At 65.6% G+C, this 21677-nt stretch carries 18 protein-coding genes; 11 read left to right on the forward strand and 7 right to left on the reverse strand.

Annotation, left to right across the window (positions count from 1 at the left end; translation table 11 throughout):
- Positions 1-13: 13 nt before the first annotated feature.
- Complete coding sequence (locus HLH45_RS06275) at positions 14-442, reverse strand: MerR family transcriptional regulator (RefSeq protein WP_008575614.1); 429 nt, start codon at positions 440-442, stop codon at positions 14-16.
- Between the two features lie 89 nt (positions 443-531).
- Between HLH45_RS06275 and HLH45_RS06280 the strand changes: the two genes are divergently transcribed.
- From HLH45_RS06280 to purU, 6 genes are all read left to right on the forward strand, one after another.
- The gene (locus HLH45_RS06280; RefSeq protein WP_046931961.1) at positions 532-1452 is read left to right on the forward strand and encodes an alpha/beta fold hydrolase; all 921 of its coding nucleotides are present in this window, start codon (positions 532-534) and stop codon (positions 1450-1452) included.
- 278 nt (positions 1453-1730) lie between these two features.
- The gene (locus tag HLH45_RS06285) at positions 1731-2612 is read left to right on the forward strand and encodes an NAD-dependent protein deacetylase (protein ID WP_033479224.1); all 882 of its coding nucleotides are present in this window, start codon (positions 1731-1733) and stop codon (positions 2610-2612) included.
- A 59-nt stretch (positions 2613-2671) separates the two neighbouring features.
- Complete coding sequence (locus HLH45_RS06290) at positions 2672-3790, forward strand: NADH:flavin oxidoreductase/NADH oxidase (protein ID WP_008574873.1); 1119 nt, start codon at positions 2672-2674, stop codon at positions 3788-3790.
- 34 nt (positions 3791-3824) lie between these two features.
- Positions 3825-4703, forward strand: coding sequence for an NAD(P)-dependent oxidoreductase (locus HLH45_RS06295; protein ID WP_008574876.1), 879 nt, complete (start codon positions 3825-3827; stop codon positions 4701-4703).
- A gap of 213 nt (positions 4704-4916) precedes the next feature.
- The gene (locus HLH45_RS06300; RefSeq protein ID WP_008574877.1) at positions 4917-5309 is read left to right on the forward strand and encodes an XVIPCD domain-containing protein; all 393 of its coding nucleotides are present in this window, start codon (positions 4917-4919) and stop codon (positions 5307-5309) included.
- Between the two features lie 211 nt (positions 5310-5520).
- Positions 5521-6399, forward strand: coding sequence for a formyltetrahydrofolate deformylase (purU, locus tag HLH45_RS06305; RefSeq protein ID WP_171309876.1), 879 nt, complete (start codon positions 5521-5523; stop codon positions 6397-6399).
- Positions 6400-6513: 114 nt separating this feature from the next.
- Here the strand turns inward: purU and HLH45_RS06310 are convergent, their stop codons facing one another.
- Both HLH45_RS06310 and baeS read right to left on the reverse strand, forming a co-directional pair.
- Entirely contained in the window at positions 6514-7197 is a 684-nt protein-coding gene (locus HLH45_RS06310) for a response regulator (RefSeq protein ID WP_008574880.1), read from the reverse strand.
- Positions 7194-8573, reverse strand: a complete 1380-nt coding sequence (gene baeS / locus HLH45_RS06315) for a sensor histidine kinase efflux regulator BaeS (RefSeq protein ID WP_008574883.1) — start codon at positions 8571-8573, stop codon at positions 7194-7196. Before baeS ends, HLH45_RS06310 begins: the two co-directional genes overlap by 4 nt.
- A gap of 160 nt (positions 8574-8733) precedes the next feature.
- On the opposite strand from baeS, the gene HLH45_RS06320 reads away from it, so the two are divergent.
- Genes HLH45_RS06320 through HLH45_RS06330 form a run of 3 tightly spaced genes read left to right on the forward strand, consistent with a single transcriptional unit; the run spans position 8734 to position 14564 of the window.
- On the forward strand, positions 8734-9957 hold the full coding sequence (locus tag HLH45_RS06320; RefSeq protein ID WP_008574885.1) for an efflux RND transporter periplasmic adaptor subunit: 1224 nt from the start codon (positions 8734-8736) through the stop codon (positions 9955-9957).
- Positions 9958-9966: 9 nt separating this feature from the next.
- Entirely contained in the window at positions 9967-13116 is a 3150-nt protein-coding gene (locus HLH45_RS06325) for an efflux RND transporter permease subunit (RefSeq protein WP_008574887.1), read from the forward strand.
- Positions 13116-14564, forward strand: a complete 1449-nt coding sequence (locus HLH45_RS06330) for an efflux transporter outer membrane subunit (protein WP_008574889.1) — start codon at positions 13116-13118, stop codon at positions 14562-14564. The genes HLH45_RS06325 and HLH45_RS06330 overlap by 1 nt, the downstream gene beginning before the upstream one ends.
- Positions 14565-14799: 235 nt before the next feature.
- Here the strand turns inward: HLH45_RS06330 and HLH45_RS06335 are convergent, their stop codons facing one another.
- From HLH45_RS06335 to HLH45_RS06350, 4 genes are all read right to left on the reverse strand, one after another.
- Positions 14800-16761, reverse strand: a complete 1962-nt coding sequence (locus HLH45_RS06335; protein WP_008574891.1) for a choice-of-anchor X domain-containing protein — start codon at positions 16759-16761, stop codon at positions 14800-14802.
- Positions 16762-17176: 415 nt separating this feature from the next.
- On the reverse strand, positions 17177-18076 hold the full coding sequence (locus HLH45_RS06340) for a methylenetetrahydrofolate reductase (protein WP_008574893.1): 900 nt from the start codon (positions 18074-18076) through the stop codon (positions 17177-17179).
- Between the two features lie 107 nt (positions 18077-18183).
- Entirely contained in the window at positions 18184-18849 is a 666-nt protein-coding gene (locus HLH45_RS06345) for an epoxyqueuosine reductase QueH (RefSeq protein ID WP_011346036.1), read from the reverse strand.
- Positions 18849-19763 carry a LysR family transcriptional regulator gene (locus HLH45_RS06350; protein WP_008574897.1) on the reverse strand — a complete coding sequence of 305 codons (915 nt, stop codon included), beginning with the start codon at positions 19761-19763 and terminating at the stop codon, positions 18849-18851. Before HLH45_RS06350 ends, HLH45_RS06345 begins: the two co-directional genes overlap by 1 nt.
- A 188-nt stretch (positions 19764-19951) precedes the next feature.
- On the opposite strand from HLH45_RS06350, the gene msuE reads away from it, so the two are divergent.
- Positions 19952-20539, forward strand: coding sequence for an FMN reductase (gene msuE / locus HLH45_RS06355; protein WP_008574899.1), 588 nt, complete (start codon positions 19952-19954; stop codon positions 20537-20539).
- A gap of 141 nt (positions 20540-20680) precedes the next feature.
- Positions 20681-21664, forward strand: a complete 984-nt coding sequence (locus HLH45_RS06360) for a DUF1852 domain-containing protein (RefSeq protein WP_008574901.1) — start codon at positions 20681-20683, stop codon at positions 21662-21664.
- Positions 21665-21677 lie beyond the last annotated feature (13 nt).

Consider the following 21677-nt stretch of genomic DNA (forward strand, 5'->3'; position numbering starts at 1 on the left):
GCGCCCGACGCTTCTAGCGCGCCCGCTGGCGCCGTGTGGCTTGCGCGGCTGAAGACGTGGCGGCCGTTGCATCCCCGGCTGCCTGCGCCAAGGTTGCCAACAGATGCGCACGCCGCCGCTCCAGATCGGCCAGCTGGCGCTCGATCAGTTGCAGGCGCGCGCGATGCGCCGGCGCGGTTTCCGGGCACATCTGCGCGCCTTCCACCAGGCGCATGCACTCAGGAAAGCCGACAATCTCATCCAGGTTGAAACCTGTTGCAATCAGGCGCTGTATCTGGCGCACCTGTGCGATGCATGCGTGAGGAAAGACCCGGTAGCCGTTGGCGCTGCGCGAGGATGTCAGCAACCCGTGCGCATCGTAATGACGGATCGAACGCACGCTGGCGCCGGTCTGTTGCGCCAGCGCACCAATGCGCAGCAAGGGTTCGGAGCAAGCGGCCATGCGCCAAGCATACGCTGCGCGCACGGCTTGACCCTCACATTGGTGTGAGGCTGCACGATCACGGCTCTTATTCGTCTGGAGCTCACCCGATGTCCGTTCGCCTGTTGCCCGGCAGCCGCATGCTGCCGCTGCGCTACCTGTTGGCGTGTGTGATGTTGATATGTTCGATGTGGGCGACAGCCAGCCCGAGCGACATTGCGGCCGCACGCAGCTATACCGTCACCGCACCCGATGGCGTGCGCCTGGCGGTGCAGGAGCACGGCGCCACCGATGGCACGGCCATCGTCTTCGTGCATGGCCTGCTCGGGAGTCGCATCAATTGGGATGCACAACTGGCCGATGTGCGCCTGCAGCGGTATCGGCTGATTACGTACGATTTGCGCGGGCATGGCGCTTCCGGCAGGCCGGCTGCCGCATCGGCGTATCAAGACGGCATGCGTTGGGCTGACGACCTGGCTGCCGTGTTGAAGGCCGCAAACGCGCGCCAGGCGGTCCTGGTGGGCTGGTCCCTGGGCGGCGCGGTGATCAGCAACTACCTGAGCCGATATGGCGATACCGGGCTTGCCGGCGTGGTGTACGTCGACGGTGTGATCGAACTGCGCGCAGAGCAGCTGGGCGCGCATCCGGCGGTCTATCGCGATCTGGTTTCGCCCGATCTGCGTACGCATCTGCAGGCGGTGCGGGATTTCCTGCGGCTGTGCTTTGCCACCCAACCGCCGGTGCCGGTGTTCGAGACCTTGCTGGCCAACGCATCGCTGGCCTCGTGGGACATGCAGCGTGCCGTGCGAGGCATGTCGATCGATATCGCCGGCCTGCAGCGCACGCGCCTGCCGGTGCTGCTGATGTACGGCGCGCGCGATGCCCTGGTCGCCACCGAGCCGACCGTGGCGCGTGCGCGCCAGCTCCAGCCGCGCGCGCAGACCGTGCTGTATCCGGATGCCGGGCATGCGCCGTTCCTGGAGGACAGTGCGCGTTTCAATCAGGATCTGCTGCGCTTTGTCGAACACTGAACGCGCCGCGCATTGAGCACCGGCAGCCACAACATGCCCCACCGCGGACGGCTCGAAACCACCCGCGCGGCCATGGCGTGATGCTGTACCGTCTGCGTGCCTGCATCCAGGACGGCGCGTTGCGCGTATTCGGTGTACATCTTCACTCGTCGACGACGGTGTGATGTGCACAGCTATGCGCGAACAAGCGCGCCGGTCTGGCGGCCGACACGGCGCCGCGGCGGGCCGGGCACGTGGCGCTGGCGCAACGTGCTCCCATGGCTTTCCGGAACTACCACATGACCGCTGTCCCTGCCCACGACGATCACCCGCTGCAGGACTTCATCGCGCGCCATCGGCGCCTGTTCGTGCTCACCGGTGCCGGCTGCAGCACCGATTCGGGCATTCCCGATTACCGGGACCTGCAAGGCGGCTGGAAGCGTCCACAGCCGGTGACGTTCCAGGCGTTCATGGGCGAGCTATCCACGCGGCAGCGCTACTGGGCGCGCAGCCTGGTCGGCTGGCCGCGCTTCGGCCAGGCACAACCCAATGCCACCCATCACGCGCTCGCTGCGCTGGAAGCGCGCGGCCAGTTGGAAGTGCTGCTCACCCAGAACGTGGACCGCCTGCATCAGGCCGCTGGCAGCCAGGCGGTGATCGATCTGCATGGCCGGCTCGATGTGGTGCGCTGCATGGGCTGCGAGCGCCGCATGCCACGCAGCGAATTTCAACTGTTGCTTGAGCAGGCCAATCCGGGCTGGGCAGCGCTTGAGGCCGCGCAGGCGCCCGATGGCGACGCCGATCTGGACGATGTGGCCTTCGAGCATTTCGTGGTGCCGCCGTGCCCGGTGTGCGGTGGCGTGCTCAAGCCGGATGTGGTGTTCTTCGGCGAGAACGTGCCGCGCGAGCGGGTGGAGCGCGCCTTTGCGCATCTGCACGCTGCCGATGCAGTGCTGGTGGTGGGTTCGTCGTTGATGGTGTACTCGGGCTTTCGCTTCGTGCAGACCGCCGCGCGCAACGGCTTGCCGATCGCCGCGCTCAACTTCGGGCGCACGCGTGCGGACGCGCTGCTGACGTTGAAGGTGGAGCAGTCGTGTGCGCAGGCGCTGGCGTTCCTGCACGGGCCGACGGACCTGCCGCGTGTACGTAGCGTCAATGACGCCGGTGCGCGCTCTGCATGACGCAGTGATCCATCGCAGCGGTTGTGCCGGCGCGCGCGGCGCAGTGCAATAAGCACCCCATGTCAGCTGTGGATGCCGCCTTGAGCCAGTTGTTCTCCCCCATCACCTTCGGTCCGCTCGCGCTCGCCAACCGGATTGTCATTGCGCCGATGTGCCAGTACTCGGCACAGGACGGCCGCGCCAGCGATTGGCACCGCATCCACCTGGGCACCTTGTCGCAATCGGGCGCCGGCTTGCTGATTCTCGAAGCGGCGGCGGTGGTGCCGGAAGGGCGCATCAGTTACGCCGATCTTGGTTTGTACGACGATGCGACCGAGCAGGCCCTGGCCGAGGTGTTGCAATCGGTACGACGCTGGTCGCCGATGCCGATCGGCATCCAGCTGGCGCACGCCGGCCGCAAGGCGTCGACCGATCTGCCGTGGAAAGGCGGGGAGGCCATCGCACCCGATCATGCGCATGGCTGGCAGACCGTGTCTGCATCGGCGCTGCCGTTCCGGCAGGGACAGCCGGCGCCGCAGGCATTGGACGAGGCGGGGATCGATGCCGTGGTGGACGCCTTTGTCGCATCGGCAAAACGTGCCGAACGGCAGGGCCTGGAGTTGATCGAACTGCACGCCGCACATGGTTATCTGATGCATCAGTTCCTGTCGCCGCTGAGCAACCAGCGCAGCGATGCGTATGGCGGGTCGCTGGAAAACCGCATGCGGCTGACGCTGCGCATCTTCGATGCGGTGCGTGCGGCAGTGTCCGAAAAAATCGCCGTTGGCGTGCGCATCTCGGCCACCGATTGGGTCCAAGGCGGTTGGGATGTGCAGCAGAGCATCGCCTTGTCGCAGGCGCTGGATGCACGCGGCGCGCATTACATCCACGTCTCCAGCGGCGGGCTCGATCCACGCCAGCAGATTCCGTTGCAGGCGGGCTATCAGATTCCGTTCGCGCAGGAGATTCGCGCGCAGGTGAACACGCCGGTGATTGGCGTAGGCTTGATCACCGAGCCGGCGCAGGCCGAGGCGATTTTGCAGGAAGGCCAGGCCGACGCGATCGCGCTGGCGCGTGGCATCCTGTACGACCCACGCTGGCCGTGGCATGCCGCCGCGGCACTGGGCGCATCGGTCACGCCGGCACCGCAATACCTGCGTTGCGAACCGCGCGATGCGCGGGGCGTGTTCGCCAACTGACTGCACCTGACGTCATACCGAACAAGGACACCGCATGCCGATAGGATTTCTGGGCTTGGGCACGATGGGCCTGCCGATGGCGCACAACCTGCTGCGTGGCGGGTTCGCGTTGAGCGTATGGAACCGTTCGCCCGAACGCGCCCAGCCGCTGCACGACGCTGGCGCCACGGTGGTGGAGCAACCGCACGATGCCGCGCACGGCCCGCTGCTGTTTTCGATGCTGGCCGACGACGATGCAGTGCGCCAGACCGTGCTGGAGCGTGGCGTACTGGATGCGCTGCCGGCGGGCAGCGTGCACGTCAACATGGCCACCATTTCGGTGGCGCTGGCACACGAGTTGACCGCGCTGCATGCCGAACGTGGCGTGGCCTACGTGGCCGCGCCGGTGCTTGGGCGTGTGGATGTAGCCGAAGCCGGCAAGCTCAATATCCTGGCCGCCGGCGATGAAGCGGCCGTGGCTCGGGTGCAGCCGATGTTCGATGCGCTGGGGCAGAAGACCTGGTACATCGGTCGCGCACCGGAGCAGGCCAATGCAGTGAAGCTGGCCGCCAACTTCTGCCTGGCCAGCGCCATCGGCGCCATGGCCGAAGCCAGTGCGCTGGCACGCGGTCACGGTGTGGATGCCACGCAATTTTTGGGCATGCTCACCAGCACCTTGTTCGCCGCGCCCGCCTACCAGGGCTATGGCCGGCTGATCATGCAGCGCCAATACCTGCCGGCAGGTTTCACCGCCACGCTGGGGCGCAAGGATGTGGACCTGGCCATCCAGGCCGGCGCCGACAAGCAGGTGCCGATGCCGTTGGGCGAACTGCTGCGCGCAGGGCTGGACGAGGCCATTGCGCATGGCGACGGCAACGCAGACTGGGCGGTCCTGGCGGACGTCTCGGCGCGGCGGGCAGGGCAGGTGGCCTGATCACCTTGCGCAACGCGGATTGAGCCCTGTGCAAGGCACTTGGCTTCATGCCACGACGGCCCACCGCTTGCTCACCCAAACATGCAGCGGACCTTCTAAAATGCCGGCTCGTTACAGCCGCCGTTCCAGGGAGGATGCGATGCGACACCTGCAGATCACGCTTGGCTTGGCCGCGCGCGCGCCGCGCGCACGGGCTTGCGCCGGTGGCACGCGATGACCGACGCACCGGTCATCCACCAGGGCCCGGTGGGCCCCGACCATCCCGAGCACCCGGACCACTACCTGTTCGCACAGATCCGCGAAGCGGTCAGCGTGCTGGACGCCGAGTTAGGCAAGCCCGTGGACCAGGCAAGCGAGCGCATGGCCGCGCGCCTGCTGCCGCTGGCCAAGCAGCATGGCTTCGACCAGGTGGACTACGTGGTGCTCAGCCGCCATCTGGGCGAAGTCGGCGAGAACGTGTTCCTGGTGCGTGGCGAGCTGTCCGACCCCGCGCATCTGCGTGCACACATCACCACGCAGGAAGCCATGGAAACATCGGTGGACGCATCGCTTGCGCAGCTGGAGGAGATCAACCGGCGGCTGATGCTGCGTTTGCCGCCGCGCTGAGTGCCGATGCCGGACGTGCGTGGCGGTGCCGCGCATCCGGCATCGGTGCACGCATGGCCCTGCCGGGCGACACGTGATGTTGGCTGCACGTCATCTTGCAGTACGAGCGCAACGCCGCCACGGTCAGAGCGTCAAACATCGGCTGGACGGCACGCCGGTTTTTGCACCCGTTCGCACTGCAAAAGTTACCGACGCAAGCACTGCGTCGGTGATGTCGTGCATTGGCTATCATGCGCCGATGCGCTCCGACTACATCCTCACCCTGTCCTGTCCCGACCGCACCGGTATCGTCTATCGCGTGACCGGGCTGCTGTTCGACCTGGCCTGCAACATCCTCGACGCGCAGCAATTCGGCGACGACGAAAGCGGGCGATTCTTTCTGCGCGTGCATTTCCACAAACCGGCAAAGACCGACATTGCCGCGCTGGAGCAGCGCTTTGCCGTGCTGGCTGATCAATTCCAGATGACATGGCAACTGCATGACGCACGCCGCCGCGCGCGCCTGCTGGTGCTGGTGAGCAAGCAGGGCCATTGCCTCAACGACCTGTTGTTCCGCATGCACAGCCGGCAATTGCCGGTGGACATCGCTGCGGTGGTCTCCAACCACACCGACTTCGCGCCGTTGGCAGCCTCCTACGGCATTGCCTTCCACCATCTGCCCGTGAGCGCCGACACGCGCGCCGCGCAGGAAGCGCAGCTGCTCGCCCTGGTCGATGATCTGCAGATCGATCTGGTGGTGCTGGCGCGCTACATGCAGATCCTGTCGCCGCAGCTGTGCCGGGCACTGGCCGGGCGCGCGATCAATATCCATCACAGTTTCCTGCCCAGTTTCAAGGGCGCGCAGCCGTATCACCAGGCGCACGCGCGCGGGGTCAAGATCATCGGCGCCACCGCGCACTACGTCACCGAAGATCTGGACGAAGGCCCGATCATCGAGCAGGACGTCGCCCGCGTGGACCACGCCATGACCCCGCGCGACCTGATCCGCCTGGGCAGCGACACCGAATCGCTGGTGCTGGCGCGCGCAGTACGCCGCCACGTCGAACACCGCATCGTGCTCAATGGACATCGCACGGTGGTGTTTCGTTGAGGCGGGGAGTCGGGATTCGGGATTGGGGATTCGCGAAAGCGGCTTGACCGATTGCGTTTCAGCCATGGCGCTACCGCTCTTGCCAATCCCGAATCCCGAATCCCCAATCCCGAATCACGGCTCGAAGCGATACCCCGCGCCATAGACGGAGCGGACCCAGTCCTCGCCGCCGGCGTCGGCGAGCTTGCGGCGTAGATTCTTGACGTGGCTGTCGACAGTGCGGTCGGTGACGATGCGGTGGTCGGCGTAGAGCCGGCCCATCAGTTGCTCGCGCGAGTACACCCGCCCCGGGGCGGCGGCGAGGGTGCGCAGCAGGCGGAACTCGACCTGGGTCAGGTCCAGGGCGCGGCCGTCCACGCTGGCGCGACAGGCATCCTCGTCGATATGCAGGCCCGGTGCCGGTGCGCCGTGGGGGTCGTGGCGATGACGGCGCAACACTGCCTGGACACGCGCCACCACTTCGCGCGGGCTGAACGGCTTGCAGATGTAGTCGTCCGCGCCGATCTCCAGGCCCAGCAGGCGGTCGATTTCCTCCACGCGTGCGGTGACCATGATGACCGGCACCGCGCTTTCCTTGCGCAGGTCGCGGCAGATGTCCAGGCCGCCACGGTTGGGCAGCATCAGGTCCAGCAACACCAGGTCCGGCTGCTGCGCGCGGAATGCGCCCAACGCTTGCGCGCCATCGGCGATCCAGTCGTGCGAATAGCCGGCCGCGTGCAGGTACTCGCCCAACACCGCGGCCAGGCGCGGTTCGTCCTCGACGATCAGCACATGCCCGATCGGGGACGCGCTGCTCATGCGGCCAGCGCCGGCAAGCGCAGCACCATGCGCAGCCCGCCCAGTGCGGAAGCCTCGGCGTGGATCGAGCCGCCGTGTGCCTCGGCGATGTTGCGGCAGATCGCCAGGCCCAGGCCGCTGCCGCCGCTGGCACGATTGCGCGAAGCCTCGGTGCGGTAGAAGCGTTCGAACAACCGCGCGCGCTTGTCTGCATCCACGCCTGGCGCGCTGTCTTCGACCACCAGCTCCAGCACCGCGCCGCGGCGCACGCAGTGCACCTGCACCGTGCCACCGGCGTCGGTGTAGCGCAGCGTGTTTTCCAGCAGGTTGCCCAGCAGTTGCTGCAGACGGCGCTCGTCGCCGTCCAGCTGCAGCGGGCCGGCATCGATCTGCGCCTGCACCTGCAGCTGCGCGGCGGCAAAGCGCGCGTGCAAGCCGTCCAGCACGGTTGCCAGGATGACCGCCAGATCGACGGGAGCGCGCCGATACGCCAGCGCACCGACATCGGTCAGCGACACGTCGTACAGGTCCTCGATCAGCTTGCCCAACTGGCCGACCTGCTGGTGCAGCGACCCCAGCGAGTTGGGTGTCATCGGCCGGATGCCGTCCTGCAGTGCTTCCAGTTCGGCGCGCAGGACCGCCAGCGGCGTGCGCAGCTCGTGCGAGATGTCGGCCATGAAGTCGCGCCGCGCGCGTTCGTTGTGCTCCAACGCTTGCGCCAGCAGGTTGAAATCGCGCGCCAGCTGGCCCAGTTCGTCGCGCGCCGCGGCGTCGATGCGGGTGGCGTAGTCGCCCGCAGCGAGCAGGTGGGTGGCCTGGGTCAGGCCACGCAGGCGCCGCAGCAAGGTGCGCGACAACAGCCAGCCGAGCAGCGCGGCGACCAGCAGGCAGGCGCCGCCGATCGCCCACCACGCGCGTTGCTGGGCGGCGTAGAAGCGCGCGTCCGCCGCTGCCAGCGCCTTCTGGAACGGCAGCATCGCCATCCAGCCGACGGTGCGGCCGCCAACCACCACCGGGCGCAGGATGTCGTGGCGGCCGACATCCGGATTGCCGATCACCGGCGTGTAGTCCTGGTCGAGCAGCGCGAAGCGAAACACCGCGCCGGTCTGGTCGGAAATCGGCGGTGCCTCGCGCGGCGGGCCGGGGCCACGCTCCGGGCGCATCAGGACGAACCAGGCATCGGGATTGTCGCGCACGAACTCCCAGCTGCCGTGCCGCGCGTATTCGGCCCTGACCCGCGGCAAGGTCTCTTGCATGCGCTCCACGCCCTGTTCGTTGAGGTAGTCCAGGAACTGGCGTTTGACGAAGGCCTGCACCGCGATGCCGTTGATCAGCAGCACTGCCACGCACGCGGCGAGGATGGCGAGAAACAGCTTGGCGGTGATACCCAGTTTCATCGAAGAGGTGATGCGAAGCGCGGTAACCGCAGCTGCTGCGTATTAGCCGGGTCGGGCCAGGGGAAATCAAGCGAATCGACGCCGCGGCCGGCAATCTCCAAATTTGCTGCACATTCGCGCCGTAGCGTGGCCACATTCGGATAAACCGTGAGTTCGTCGCATGTTGCCCGTCGCTACCCATCGTTTTCGCACTGCGTCCGTGCGCTTGCTGCTGCTCGCCGCCGCGACCACGCTCATGGCCGCGTGTTCTTCCAGGCAGCCGCCGCAGATGCCGCAGACGCAGGTCGGCGTGCAGACGTTGAAGGCGCAGCGGCTGGCCGTGGACCAGACCTTGTCCGGTCGCACCGTGGCCTACGTCACCTCGGACGTGCGCCCGCAGGTCGGCGGCATTTTGCGCAAGCGGCTGTTCACCGAAGGCCAGGACGTCCAGGCCGGGCAGGTGCTGTATGAAATCGATCCGGCCAGCTACCAGGCCGCGTACGACACGGCCAAGGGCGATCTGGCGCAAGCCGAGGCGGCAGTGTTGTCGGCCAGGCCCAAGGCGCAGCGCTACCAGACCCTGGTCGGGCTGGATGCGGTCAGCAAGCAGGACGGCGACGATGCGTTGGCCACGCTGCGCTCGAACCAGGCAGCGGTGGTCGCGGCCAAGGCATCGTTGCAGACCGCGCGCATCAATCTCGACTACACCCGCATCACCGCGCCGGTGTCCGGCCGCATCGGCACCTCCAGCTACACGCCGGGCGCGCTGGTCAGTGCCGGCCAGAGCGAGGTGCTGGCCACCATCAACCAACTCGACCCGATCTATGTGGACGTGACCCAGTCCAGCGCCCAGCTGCTGCAGTTGCGCCGCCAGCTCGACGCCGGCCAGCTCAAGGCAGTGGATGGCAAGGCCGAGGTGACGCTGCAACTGGAGGACGGCAGCACCTACGCACACAGCGGCACGTTGGAGGTGGTGGATGCCGCGGTCGATACCGCCACCGGCACGGTGAAGCTGCGCGCGGTGGTGCCCAATCCCGAGCGCGTGTTGCTGCCGGGCATGTATGTCACCGCGAAGCTCTCGATGGCCGTGGACGAGCAGGCCATCCTGGTGCCGCAGCAGGCGATCAGCCGCAACAGCAAGGGCCAGGCGGTGGCGATGGTGGTCGGCAGCGACAACAAGGTCGCGCAGCGGGTGCTGACCACCGGCGATGCGATCGGCGACAAGTGGGTGGTGCGCCAGGGATTGAAGGCTGGCGACAAGGTCATCGTGCAGGGCCTGCAGAAGGCGTCGGTCGGCGCCGAGGTCAGGGCCGTGGAAGTGAGCCAGACCGCTGCGGCCGACTCGGCCGCCAACGCGTCGCCATCCACGCAGGGCACCGCCGCGGCGGCGCCCAAGGCCGACTGAGGAACCGCCATGGCCCGCTTCTTCATCGACCGTCCCATCTTCGCCTGGGTCATCGCCATCGTGATCACCCTGGCCGGCGCGCTCTCGATCCTGTCATTGCCGCTGGAGCAGTATCCCAACATCGCCCCGCCGACGATCAACGTCAGCGCCACCTACACCGGTGCCTCGGCGCAGACCGTGCAAAACTCGGTCACGCAGATCCTCGAGCAGCAGATGACCGGGTTGGACCATCTGCTGTACATGTCTTCCAGCAGCAGTTCCGCCGGCACCGCCTCGATCACCCTGACCTTCGATTCCGGCACCGACCCGGACACCGCCCAGGTGCAGGTGCAGAACAAGGTGTCGCAAGGCGAGGCGATGCTGCCGGAGGCGGTGCAGAGCAATGGCGTGACCGTCACCAAGTCCACCGGCAGCAGTATGTTCATGGTGCTGGCCTTCACCTCCGAAGACGGCAGCATGGACAGCACCGACATCGGCGACTACATGGTGTCCACGCTGCAGGACCCGATCAGCCGGCTCAACGGTGTCGGCGGGGTCAACGTGTTCGGCTCCGAATACTCGATGCGGGTGTGGCTGGATCCGGACAAGCTGCGCACCTATGCGCTGATGCCCGCGGACGTGAGCAACGCGATTTCGGCGCAGAACGCCGACGTCTCCTCCGGCGCGCTGGGCGCGTTGCCGGCGGTGCAGGGTCAGCAGCTCAACGCCACGGTCACCTCGCGCAGCAAGCTCAAGACCCCGGCGCAATTCGAGGCGATCGTGCTGAAGTCGCAGCCCGGCGGCGCCACCGTGTATCTGCGCGACGTGGCGCGGGTGGAGCTGGGTTCCAAGTCGTATGCATCCAGTTCCAAGTACAACGGCAAGTCAGCCTCGGGCATGGGACTGGAGCTGGCGACCGGCGCCAATGCGCTGGATGCGGCCAAGGCGGTGGAAGACAAGCTGGAACAGCTCAAGCCGTACTTCCCCACCGGGCTGAAGTACGAGATCGCCTACGACACCACGCCGTTCGTGCGCATTTCCATCGAGGAAGTGGTCAAGACCCTGCTCGAGGCGATCGCGCTGGTGGTGCTGGTGATGTACCTGTTCCTGCAGAACTGGCGCGCCACGCTGGTGCCGGTGATCGCGGTGCCGGTGGTGCTGTTGGGCACCTTCGGCGTGCTCGCCTTGCTCGGCTATTCGATCAATACGCTGACCATGTTCGCGATGGTGCTGGCGATCGGCCTGCTGGTCGATGACGCCATCGTGGTGGTGGAGAATGTCGAGCGCCTGATGAGCGAGCAAGGCATGTCGCCGCGGCAGGCCACCCACACCTCGATGGGGCAGATCTCCGGCGCGCTGGTGGGCATCGCCCTGGTGCTGACCGCGGTGTTCCTGCCGATGGCGTTCTTCGGCGGCGCCACTGGCGAGATCTACCGCCAGTTCTCGGTGACCATCGCCGCGGCGATGCTGCTGTCGCTGCTGGTGGCGCTGACCCTGAGCCCGGCATTGTGCGCCAGCCTGCTCAAGCCGATCGCGCGCGGCGGACACGTCTCGCGCCAGGGCGTGCTCGGGCGCTTCTTCGGCTGGTTCAACGCCCGCTTCGACCGCAGCGCCGAGGGTTACGGCCGCGGCGTGGGCACGTTGATCGGCCATCGCAAACTCGGCGGGCTGGTCTACCTGGCGCTGCTGGTGGTGATGGCGCTGTTGTTCTGGCGCCTGCCCAGTTCGTTCCTGCCCGACGAAGACCAGGGCATGCTGATGGTGATGTTCACCACACCGGCCGGCGCCACGCAGCAGCGCACGCAGCAGTCGATCGATCAGGCCACCGACTTCATCCTCAAGCAACCGGAAGTGGCGGGGATGATGACCATCTCCGGCTTCAGCTTTGCCGGCAGCAGCCAGAACTCGGGCATGGGTTTCATCAAGCTCAAGGATTGGGCGCAGCGCGATGCGCCTGCGCAGGAGATCGCCAACCGCATCACCGGCGCGATGATGGGCGCGCTGCCCGATGCGCAGGTGTTCGCACTGTCGCCGCCGGCGATCAACGGCCTGGGTACCAGTTCCGGTTTCACCCTGCAGTTGCAGGACGTGGCCGGCAAGGGCCACGACGCGCTGGTCACCGCCAGGCAGCAACTGCTGCAACTGGCCAACGCCGACAAGGACCTGACCGCCGTGCGCTTCAACGGCCTGGACGATGCGCCCACCTACCGCGTGCAGATCGACGACGCCAAGGCTGGCGCGCTCGGCCTGGATGCGGCGGACATCAACACCACGCTGGCCACGGTGATGGGCGGCAGCTACGTCAACGATTTCCTCAACAACAACCGGGTCAAGCGCGTGTACGTGCAGGGCGAGCCGAGCGCGCGCATGCTGCCTGCCGACATCGGCCGCTGGTACGTGCGCAACAGCAGTTCGGAGATGGTGCCGTTCTCGGCGTTTTCCAGCAGCGCGTGGGCGTATGCGCCGCAGGTGCTGAGCCGCTTCAACGGCGTGGAGTCGATGGAGATCACCGGCAGCGCTGCCAGTGGCATCAGTTCCGGCGAAGCGATGAACGGCATCGCCGGGCTGGTGGGCAAGATCGGCAAGGACGTGGGTTACGCCTGGTCGGGCATGTCCTACCAGGAGCAGGCTGCCGGCGCGCAGACCTGGATGCTGTACGCGGTGTCGCTGGTATTCGTGTTCCTGTGCCTGGCCGCCCTCTACGAAAGCTGGTCGATCCCGATCTCGGTGATGCTGGCGGTGCCGGTGGGCATCGTCGGCGCACTGCTGGCAACGTGGCTGCGCGGGCTCTCCAACGACATCTATTTCCAGGTCGGCCTGCTGGCGACGATGGGCCTGGCCGCCAAGAACGGCATCCTGATCGTGGAGTTCGCCAAGGAACTGGAAGAAAAGGGCCAGCCGCTGATCGAAGCGACCTTGCATGCCGCGCGCATGCGCTTGCGCCCGATCGTGATGACCTCGCTGGCGTTCCTGCTCGGCGTGCTGCCGATGGTGGTCAGCAGCGGCGCCGGCTCCGGTGGACGCCATTCGCTGGGCACCGGCGTGCTCGGTGGCACCCTGGTCTCTACGCTGCTGGGCATCTTCTTCGTGCCGTTGTTCTACGTGATGGTGCGCAGCGTGTTTCCGGGCAAGGCGTCTGATCACGCGACAGCCGCTGAGACGTCCGAGGTGGCCCCGTGATGCGCTTTAGCTTTGCAAGTGTGGCAGCGGCCTGCGCCATCGCCTTGAGTGGTTGCGTCAGCATGGCACCGCATTACGCGCGCCCGGATGCGCCGGTGCCCGGGGTGATCGGCGACACCGGCAGCACCGGCAACGCAGGCACCGGCATGCCGAATGCAGCCGCTGTGGATTGGCGGCAGGTGGTGACCGATGCGCGTCTGCAGCAGGTGGTCGCGCTGGCGTTGGACAACAACCGCGACCTGCGTGTGGCAGTGCTCAATATCGAGCAGGCACGCGCGCAGTACCGCATCCAACGTGCGCGCCTGTTTCCCGCCGTCGATGCCACCGTCTCGCATGCCGCGCAGCGCGCTGCGGCAGCGACCAGTTTCACCGGCGCCCCGCAGATCATCCGCAGCGCCAGCGGCGAGGTGGGCATCAGCAGCTGGGAGCTGGACCTGTTCGGCCGCATCCGCAGCCTCAAGAACCAGGCCCTGGAAACCTATCTTGCCAGCGAGCAAACCCAGCGCAGCACGCGTCTGAGTCTGGTCGCTGAAGTGGCCAACGACTGGTTGACCGTTGCCGCCGATCAACAGCGCCTGGCGCTCGCGCAGCAGACCCTGGACAGCCAACGCAAGACCTTGCGTCTGACCGAGCTGCAGCACGACAACGGCATCGTCTCCGGTCTGGATCTGGCGCAGATCCAGACCAGCGTGGAAAGCGCGCGCGCTGATGTAGCCAACTACATCACTCAGCTGGCGCAGTCGCGCAATGCCTTGAATCTGGTCGTGGGCACGCCGGTGCCGGCTGCGTTGTTGCCTGCCAGCGATGCGATCGAGACGGGCGTGGCGCTGGCGCCGTTGCCTGCCCAGCTGGAATCGCGGGTGTTGTTGCAGCGCCCTGACGTGCTGTCGGCCGAGCACACGCTCAAGGCCGCCAATGCAGATATCGGCGCGGCACGTGCGGCCTTCTTCCCCACCATCTCGTTGACCGCCAATGCCGGGCGCGGCAGCGATGCGTTATCCGGCCTGTTCGATGGCGACCATACATGGTCGTTCTCGCCCAGCGTGAGCTTGCCGATCTTCCGTGCCGGCGCGTTGAAGGCCGAACTGGATGTGGCCACGCTGGAAAAGGACATCACCATTGCGCAGTACGAATTGGCGATCCAGACCGCCTTCAGTGAAGTGGCCGATGCACTGGCCGAACGCACGCAGCTCGAAGAACGCATGCATGCGCAGCAGGCGATGGTGGACGCCGCACAACGCAGCTTCAGCCTGTCGGATGCGCGCTATCGCCATGGCGTGGACAGTTACCTGGTGACGCTGGATGCGCAGCGCACGCTCTACAGCGCGCAACAGACATTGATCAGCTTGCGGCTGACCGAGGCGAGCAATCGGGTGACCTTGTACAAGGTACTCGGCGGTGGCGCCGATGCGCAGAGCGGCGCGTCTGTGGCGGGTGCGGCGCGTTAGCGTATTGCCCGCACGCTCGTAGGAGCGGCGCAGCCGCGACAGACATTGCCGGTCATGCCTGTCGCGGCTGAAGCCGCTCCTACAACAAACATATTCCGATCAAACTGCACCAGCGTCAGCTTAGGCACCTGGTCAAATCGGCGCTGCACCGGGACGTGCCCGGGACAGCGCCTTGCCCAATCCCTGATCCCGATCCCTGGCTTTTCAGTAGCCGAATGGCTGATCATCCCGGCCCTCAACGCGCCGCATTCGCATTCATCACCGCGTTGCGATTGGCATCCAGATACTGCGCCGGATCGCGCATGCCGGTGGTGTGGCATTGGCCGGTGGTGTGGCCAAGATTGACGCCGCCCGGCAGCTGCGCGTTGACCTCCTCCACAACCCCGTCTTCGGGGTCCTTCAAGACAAGGTCCGAGGCAGCGTTGCAGTAGTCGTTTTTATACCACTTCTTGCTCTTGGCGAACGAGGTGGTGTAGTAGTTGACCTTGGCGCGTGCGTCGGCCGGAATGCCGGCCAGCCAGGCCTTGGCGCCGTCGTAGGTCATGTCGGTGTTGGTACCGCAGCCCTCACCGAACCATGAACCCACTGCGGCCAGCACGCCGGCCATATTGGTGCCTTGATACGGCGTGCCGACCGATTGCATTACCAGCCCACCGGTGGCGTTATCCAGCCCGCTCCAGTAGTAGGTATACAGGTGCAGCGCGGCCATACCACCCTGGCTGTGCGCCACCGTGGAGAACGACGACCATTGGCTGGCGAACTGCGCAAGCCGCTGCGCGAACTGGTCGTTGCTGCGGTTCTGCTTGGCATCCAGGAAGGTGGATGCATTGGTGAATTGCGCCTGCGGCCATACGCCGTTGGAGCAATAGCCATGCACCAGCACCAGTTGCGAACCGGCGGCCTGTGGCTGCGCCGTCGCCATCGCAGACGCCAACGCAGTCGGGCGCGGGCCCATGCGCATGCTTTCATCGATTGCAGTGCTGGCGCGCGCGATGCTGGCGCGGCGTAGCGCTGGCACTTGCAACGGCAGCGTGCCGGCCTGCACCAGCGGAATGTAATGGTCCGGGTCTTCGATGCGTAGGCTGCGCAGCGTAAACGGCGCCCGCGCACCGGCCCGCGCAATCCAGCGTTCGTCCAGGCTCAGTGGCAGCTGGCCTTGCTGCGGCGTCAGCATGCCGCCGATCCACGCCACCGGTACGTCCTTGCCCTTGGCATCGGTGCCCCATACCTGGGCGAACACGCGGTAATGCGACGGCGCGTTGCCTCGCGCAGCCACTGGCAGCGCGATCGTTAGCCGCGTGCCCGCTGCGGCGCGTGCGTCCAGGGCATTGCCGAGCAGACGCAGGGAGGTATCCACCACCGGCACCACATGCTCGCTGGTCCGCACGAACGGCTGGCCGGCCTGGTCATGCCCATGCACGACGACCTGGGCAATCCAGGTACCCTCGCTGGTCGGTTGGAAAGTGCCCCCGTACACGCCATCGCCAGCGGCGCCATCGCCGTGCTTGCCGTCGTCGGCCATCGGCAGGCTGCGTACACCGCCTTGCGGATCGATCACACGCAGGCTTGCTTCGTCGATCGTTCCGGCTTGTGCCGTCAGCAGCGTGGCGCCACGTGCATCGTTGCCGCTCAGCAACGCGTTGAGCGTGAGCGACTGGCCAACCTGCTGCTGACGCGTGCGCAGGTACGAAGCAAGCTGCGTGCGCGCATCGCCTTCCATCAGCACATAGCCGTGTTGCGGCACCGGCGAGGCCGACTGCAGCGTCAGCGTCCAGGTGCCATTTTGTGCGGACTCCACGGCGTAACGCATGCCGCTGGTGCCGTGCTCGGCGGTGCCCAGCAGCGTGCGCTGCGCTTGCAGCGGCGTCGCCACGGCGGCGGTGCGCGCGCCGGCAAGCTGAGGTGCAGCCACTGCCGCCTCCCAGGCCTGATCGCCGGACAGCACCATGAAGCGCAGTTGCCCGTTTTCCACCGGCAAGCTGCCTTGCCAGCGCGCGGATTGACCGGCCGGTGCCAGTTCCACCGGCAGCAATGCACTCTTGGACAGAATCGCCGACTCGGCCGGATCTGGCGCACGCATCTGCGCGAACTCTTCCGGTGGGCCAGCCAATTGTTTGGGTTGCAACTCGGCCGCCGCAAGCGGCGCACAGAGCAGTGAGAGGGAGCACAACAGCGACAACAGCGACGGCTTCGGCATGGCAGGATCTTCTCGTGAGCGTTCTAGAAACAATGCCCTCGGGCAGGGCAACGACATCGGATGGAGCGCTCCCTCGCGTGATTGCTAACCTTCATACCTCGCTCCAGTGACAAGTCTGCTGGGCGCTGTCACCTCACGCGCGGTAAGCGCTTTACTAGAAACAAAGAACACAGCCTATAATCAGGATCGCGGGCGCGATGGTCTTCCCGAGAAATGAGGGCGGCAAACGATGACGCCCTTCTTTTCCACTTTCTTTGCCAATGCCTCTGCAGCGGACAGCATGCCTTTGCTGACGCTGCATGTGGCGCAGTGAGTTGCCCTAATCCTTGCCGGCCTTGCCACTGACTGATAGCCCGATCAGTCGCGGTGTGACGGTCTCAAGCCAGTATTGAATTGCAACCGGCGTTAGCGTGCCTCAGGCCCGATCCGCTCGGACGGCACTGGTGCGATCTTGTGACGCGTTGCGCGAATGATAGTGGGCAACCCACTGCACAGACTGGGCGATGCCGCCGAACGGAAACAGGTGCAGGCGGACATCTCCATGGGCTTGCGTCAGGCGGCTGGCGAGGCGATCGACAAAGCGATCCGGCCCCGCGTTGCCGAATAACTTGCCAATGGAGATGCCATAGTTTGAGAGCACCGACGCGCAGGCGCCGACACCGCAGCTTGCCGCATAGCGTGCGAGAACGGCGACACTGGCAGGACCAGGCACGCCCACCCGCACCGGATGCGTCATGCCACGCGCGCGCAACGCTTCCAGCCAGGTCACCACGATGTCGGCGTCGAACCCGAACTGCGTCACGATCAGGGGCGCCATGCCGCGCTCCTGGATGCTGCGACACTTGCGTTCCAGCACGTCCCATTGTTCTGTCGTGCGCAGGATCGGATGCCCCTCCGGGTGACCCGCTACGCCGATGGTGCCGATGCCTGAGCGTTCAAACACACCCGTCTCGATCAGCGACACGCTGTCGGGAAACGGTCCCTTCGGAGTGGAAGGATCGCCCGCAATCACCAGGCAGCGGGTGACGCCGGCCTCATCGACCAGGCGCGCGACACATGCCTGCAGTTCTTCGAGCGAGCCGATGCGACGCGCGGAAAGATGGGGCACAGGTTCGAAACCAAGGCGACGCACCCTCTGTGCTGCGGCCAGCCGCACAGCCTCGTTTTGGCCTGGCAGGTAGGGAATGAACATGGCGCAGCCAGGCAGGATGCGTGGGGCCGCATTGGTCAGCGCGCCGATGTCCTTGGCGCTGACCTCCAGCGAATAGGCCTCGGTCACGGTGCTCGCGAAGTTCGGCGTGTCGGTAGAAATCACGGGTCTTGCCGTCTTGTCATGATGATTGGGTGGCATCGCCACGACGCACTGATCCAGCGGAAAGGAGCCAAAATCCCCATGTGGTCTCCGCTGGACTGGCGAAAGGCTCAGTCTTCCGGCGCGTCATCGCCGTAGAACTTCACACCGAGTTGAATGCGCTTGCGGCCGCTGTCCACACGATGCCGATTGGTGTCGCGCAGGGAATAGACGCAGCCGCAGTATTCCTGTTGATAGAAGTTCTCGCGCTTGCTGATCTGAATCATGCGCGAGGCGCCACCGCCCTTGCGCCAGTTGTACTCCCAATACATCAAGCCGGGATACCTGGACGCGGCGCGAATGCCGCAGTCGTTGATCTGCTGCATGTTTTTCCAGCGCGAGATGCCCAGCGAACTGGTGATCACCGGAAAGCCGTGCTCGTGGGCATACAGCGCGGTGCGTTCGAAGCGCATGTCAAAGCACATGGTGCAACGCACGCCGCGCTCAGGTTCGTTTTCCATCCCGCGCGCCCGCTCGAACCAGTTGTCCCGATCGTAGTCGGCATCGATGAAGGGCACGCCGAACTGTTCGGCAAAACGCACGTTCTCATCCTTGCGCAACTCGTATTCCTTGCGCGGATGAATGTTGGGGTTGTAGAAAAAGATGGTGTAGTCGATGCCGGAGGCCAACATCGCCTCCATGACCTCGCCAGAGCACGGCGCGCAGCACGAATGCAGCAAGACCTTGGTATGGCCATCAGGCAGCGGAAGTGGCATGCGTTGGGCAGTGGAATCCATCAGTGGGGTCCTTGCGTGTAGGCAGTGGCATTGGCGGGCGCGCGCGCCAGTTCGATGAAGGCGCGCAGGTAATCGATCGCGATGTCCGCCTCGCGCGCGCCCAGATAGATCTGCTTGGGGATGCCGCGCGCACCCAGCCGCACCGGCACCACGTCCATCCTGGCCGCGTATTCCTCCACCAGCCAGCGCGGCATGGCGGCCACGCCGCGGCCGCTGGCCACCATCTGCATCATGATGTCGGTGGTTTCGATGGCCTTGTGGCGCCGCGGCGTGACGCCGGCCGGCAACAGGAACTGGCTGTAGATATCCAGGCGCTCAAGATCCACCGGGTAGCTGATCAGCACTTCGCGTGTGAGCTGCTGTGGCTTGACGTAGGCCGCCGACGCCAGCGCATGGCGCTTGGCCACGACCAGTACCTGCTCGTAGTCGAACACCGGCTCGAACCTGAGCCCTGGCTTGAACAGCGGGTCGGGCGTGACCAGCAGATCGATCTCGTAGCCGAACAACGCGCCGATGCCGCCGAACTGGAACTTCTGCTTCACATCCACATCCACATCCGGCCAGGTGGCCAGATACGGCGCCACCAGCTTGAGCAGCCACTGGTAGCAGGGATGGCATTCCATGCCGATGCGTAGCGCACCGCGCTCGCCCTGGGCAAACTGCCCCAGCCGCTCTTCGGCCAGATCCAGTTGCGGCAGCACCCGGTTCGCCACCGCCAGCAGGTACTGGCCGGCCTGGGTCAGGCGCAGGCTGCGCCCCTCGCGCAACCAGATGTCGGTGCCCAGCTGCTGTTCCAGCTTCTTCATGCTGTGGCTCAGCGCCGACTGGGTCAGATTCAGCACGCCTGCGGCGGCAGTCAGCGAGCCTTGCTGCTCGACCTGCTGGACGATGGTGAGATGGATGCGCTCAAGCATTCAATGATCCGAATTCATGGATTGTTGAAATAACACCATTTTACTTCATCGAATGCGAGCCCTAACATCGGGACTCGTCGTTCAGCCGCTGCCGTGCGAACGGGTTCGGACCAAGGCGCGGCCGATGGGTCGGGCCGCAAGCGTCCTGGCGCACTGCACGACGTCCCCACTGCGTAAGGTTGCCCAGCATGACTGTCAAACACCCACTGCGCGTCGTTGCGGTCTCCGGCGGGATGCAACGCCCCTCCAAGGCCGTCGCCCTGGCAGAACACCTGCTGGAGTTAATCGCCGATCAGGTGCCGTGCGAGCGCCATTTGGTCGAACTTGGAGCGTTGGCGCCGCACTTCGCGGGCGCGCTCTGGCGTACCCAAGTGCCCGACACGGTGGAGCAGGCGCTCTGCCTGGTGGAGCAGGCCGACGTGCTGGTGGTGGCAACACCGGTCTACCGCGGCTCCTTCACCGGACTGTTCAAGCATTTCTTCGATTTCATCGATCAGGACGCCTTGATCGACACGCCCGTGCTGCTCGCCGCAACCGGGGGCAGCGACCGCCATGCGTTGGTGATCGACCATCAGCTACGTCCGCTTTTCAGCTTCTTCCAGGCACGCACCCTGCCGCTGGGCGTTTACGCAACCGACCGCGACTTTCTGGACTACCGCGTGCACAACGACGCGCTGGCCGAACGGGCCAGGCTGGCGGTGCAGCGGGCATTGCCGTTGATCGAGCTGACCGGGCATGCACGGTCGATCGCCGCGCCGGGCGTGGCTGCGGCCTGAGGGCCCAGCTCGCGGTAGCCAGGGAACCGGATCGGTCGGCAAGCGCGCGCTGATCCACTTCCCGGCCTGCATGCCGCCGGCATGACCCGTTACGCAGCGCATGCGCGCGTTCCCATCTTAGAAACAAGGCATCGGTTCGCAATGACTCACGCATTGAATTTCACCATCAAGAGCCTGCGCTTCGATGAGGACTACCGTCCCTCGGCCACGACGCGCAACACGACCAATTTCGCCAACCTGGCCAGGGGTCAGCGACGTCAGGAAAACCTGCGTAACACGCTGGCGATGATCGACAACCGCTGCAACGAGCTGGCGCACTGGGATAACCCCGACCGCGACCGTTACGCGGTGGAGCTGGACATCATCTCCGTCGAAATGCACATCGGCGAACGCGCGCTGGACGATGCGTTTCCGTTGATCGAGATATTGAAGCCCACCATCGTCGATCGCCACACCGGCGCGCGTATCGACGGCATTGCCGGCAATAATTTCTCCTCCTACGTGCGCGACTACGATTTCAGCGTGCTGCTGCCCGCGCACAATCAGGATGCGTCCGGCTTCAACGTCCCGGACGATTTTGGCGAGCTGCACGGCAAGCTGTTCAAGCACTTCGTGCATTCGCCCGCATATTGCGCGCACTTCCGGAAGCCGCCGGTCATCTGCATCAGCGTCTCCACCAGCAGAACCTATCACCGCACCGGAAACCGGCACCCCATCCTGGGCATCGAATACCGCCAGGACGCGTTTTCGTTGACCGACCAGTATTTCGAAAAGATGGGCCTGCAGGTGCGCTATTTCATGCCGCCCAACAGCGTTGCGCCCTTGGCGTTCTACTTCTTCGGCGACCTGCTCGGCGACTACACCAACCTGGAGCTGATCGGCACCATCGCCACGATGGAAACGTTCCAGAAGATCTACCGGCCAGAGATCTACAACGCCAACGCTGCAGCAGGGCCGACCTATCGGCCGAGCCTGAAGCATCAGGACTATTCGTCCACCCAGATCGTCTACGACCGCCAAGAGCGCAGCCAGCTCGCCGTGACGCAGGGAAAGTTCACCGAAGAGCACTTCATCCGGCCCTACGGCAACCTTCTTGCGCAGTGGGCATCCAGCCACGCTTCCTAATCAACCAGAACCC

It is taken from the genome of Xanthomonas euvesicatoria (assembly GCF_013112235.1).
In the GTDB taxonomy this organism is placed as follows: Bacteria; Pseudomonadota; Gammaproteobacteria; order Xanthomonadales; family Xanthomonadaceae; genus Xanthomonas; species Xanthomonas euvesicatoria.

Excerpts from the sequence above, each read along its gene's own strand:
- HLH45_RS06275 (WP_008575614.1), bottom strand. The coding sequence starts at position 442 with ATGGCCGCTTGCTCCGAACCCTTGCTGCGCATTGGTGCGCTGGCGCAA.
- HLH45_RS06280 (WP_046931961.1), top strand. The coding sequence starts at position 532 with ATGTCCGTTCGCCTGTTGCCCGGCAGCCGCATGCTGCCGCTGCGCTAC.
- HLH45_RS06285 (WP_033479224.1), top strand. The coding sequence starts at position 1,731 with ATGACCGCTGTCCCTGCCCACGACGATCACCCGCTGCAGGACTTCATC.
- HLH45_RS06290 (WP_008574873.1), top strand. The coding sequence starts at position 2,672 with ATGTCAGCTGTGGATGCCGCCTTGAGCCAGTTGTTCTCCCCCATCACC.
- HLH45_RS06295 (WP_008574876.1), top strand. The coding sequence starts at position 3,825 with ATGCCGATAGGATTTCTGGGCTTGGGCACGATGGGCCTGCCGATGGCG.
- HLH45_RS06300 (WP_008574877.1), top strand. The coding sequence starts at position 4,917 with ATGACCGACGCACCGGTCATCCACCAGGGCCCGGTGGGCCCCGACCAT.
- purU (WP_171309876.1), top strand. The coding sequence starts at position 5,521 with ATGTCGTGCATTGGCTATCATGCGCCGATGCGCTCCGACTACATCCTC.
- HLH45_RS06310 (WP_008574880.1), bottom strand. The coding sequence starts at position 7,197 with ATGAGCAGCGCGTCCCCGATCGGGCATGTGCTGATCGTCGAGGACGAA.
- baeS (WP_008574883.1), bottom strand. The coding sequence starts at position 8,573 with ATGAAACTGGGTATCACCGCCAAGCTGTTTCTCGCCATCCTCGCCGCG.
- HLH45_RS06320 (WP_008574885.1), top strand. The coding sequence starts at position 8,734 with ATGTTGCCCGTCGCTACCCATCGTTTTCGCACTGCGTCCGTGCGCTTG.
- HLH45_RS06325 (WP_008574887.1), top strand. The coding sequence starts at position 9,967 with ATGGCCCGCTTCTTCATCGACCGTCCCATCTTCGCCTGGGTCATCGCC.
- HLH45_RS06330 (WP_008574889.1), top strand. The coding sequence starts at position 13,116 with ATGCGCTTTAGCTTTGCAAGTGTGGCAGCGGCCTGCGCCATCGCCTTG.
- HLH45_RS06335 (WP_008574891.1), bottom strand. The coding sequence starts at position 16,761 with ATGCCGAAGCCGTCGCTGTTGTCGCTGTTGTGCTCCCTCTCACTGCTC.
- HLH45_RS06345 (WP_011346036.1), bottom strand. The coding sequence starts at position 18,849 with ATGGATTCCACTGCCCAACGCATGCCACTTCCGCTGCCTGATGGCCAT.
- HLH45_RS06350 (WP_008574897.1), bottom strand. The coding sequence starts at position 19,763 with ATGCTTGAGCGCATCCATCTCACCATCGTCCAGCAGGTCGAGCAGCAA.
- msuE (WP_008574899.1), top strand. The coding sequence starts at position 19,952 with ATGACTGTCAAACACCCACTGCGCGTCGTTGCGGTCTCCGGCGGGATG.
- HLH45_RS06360 (WP_008574901.1), top strand. The coding sequence starts at position 20,681 with ATGACTCACGCATTGAATTTCACCATCAAGAGCCTGCGCTTCGATGAG.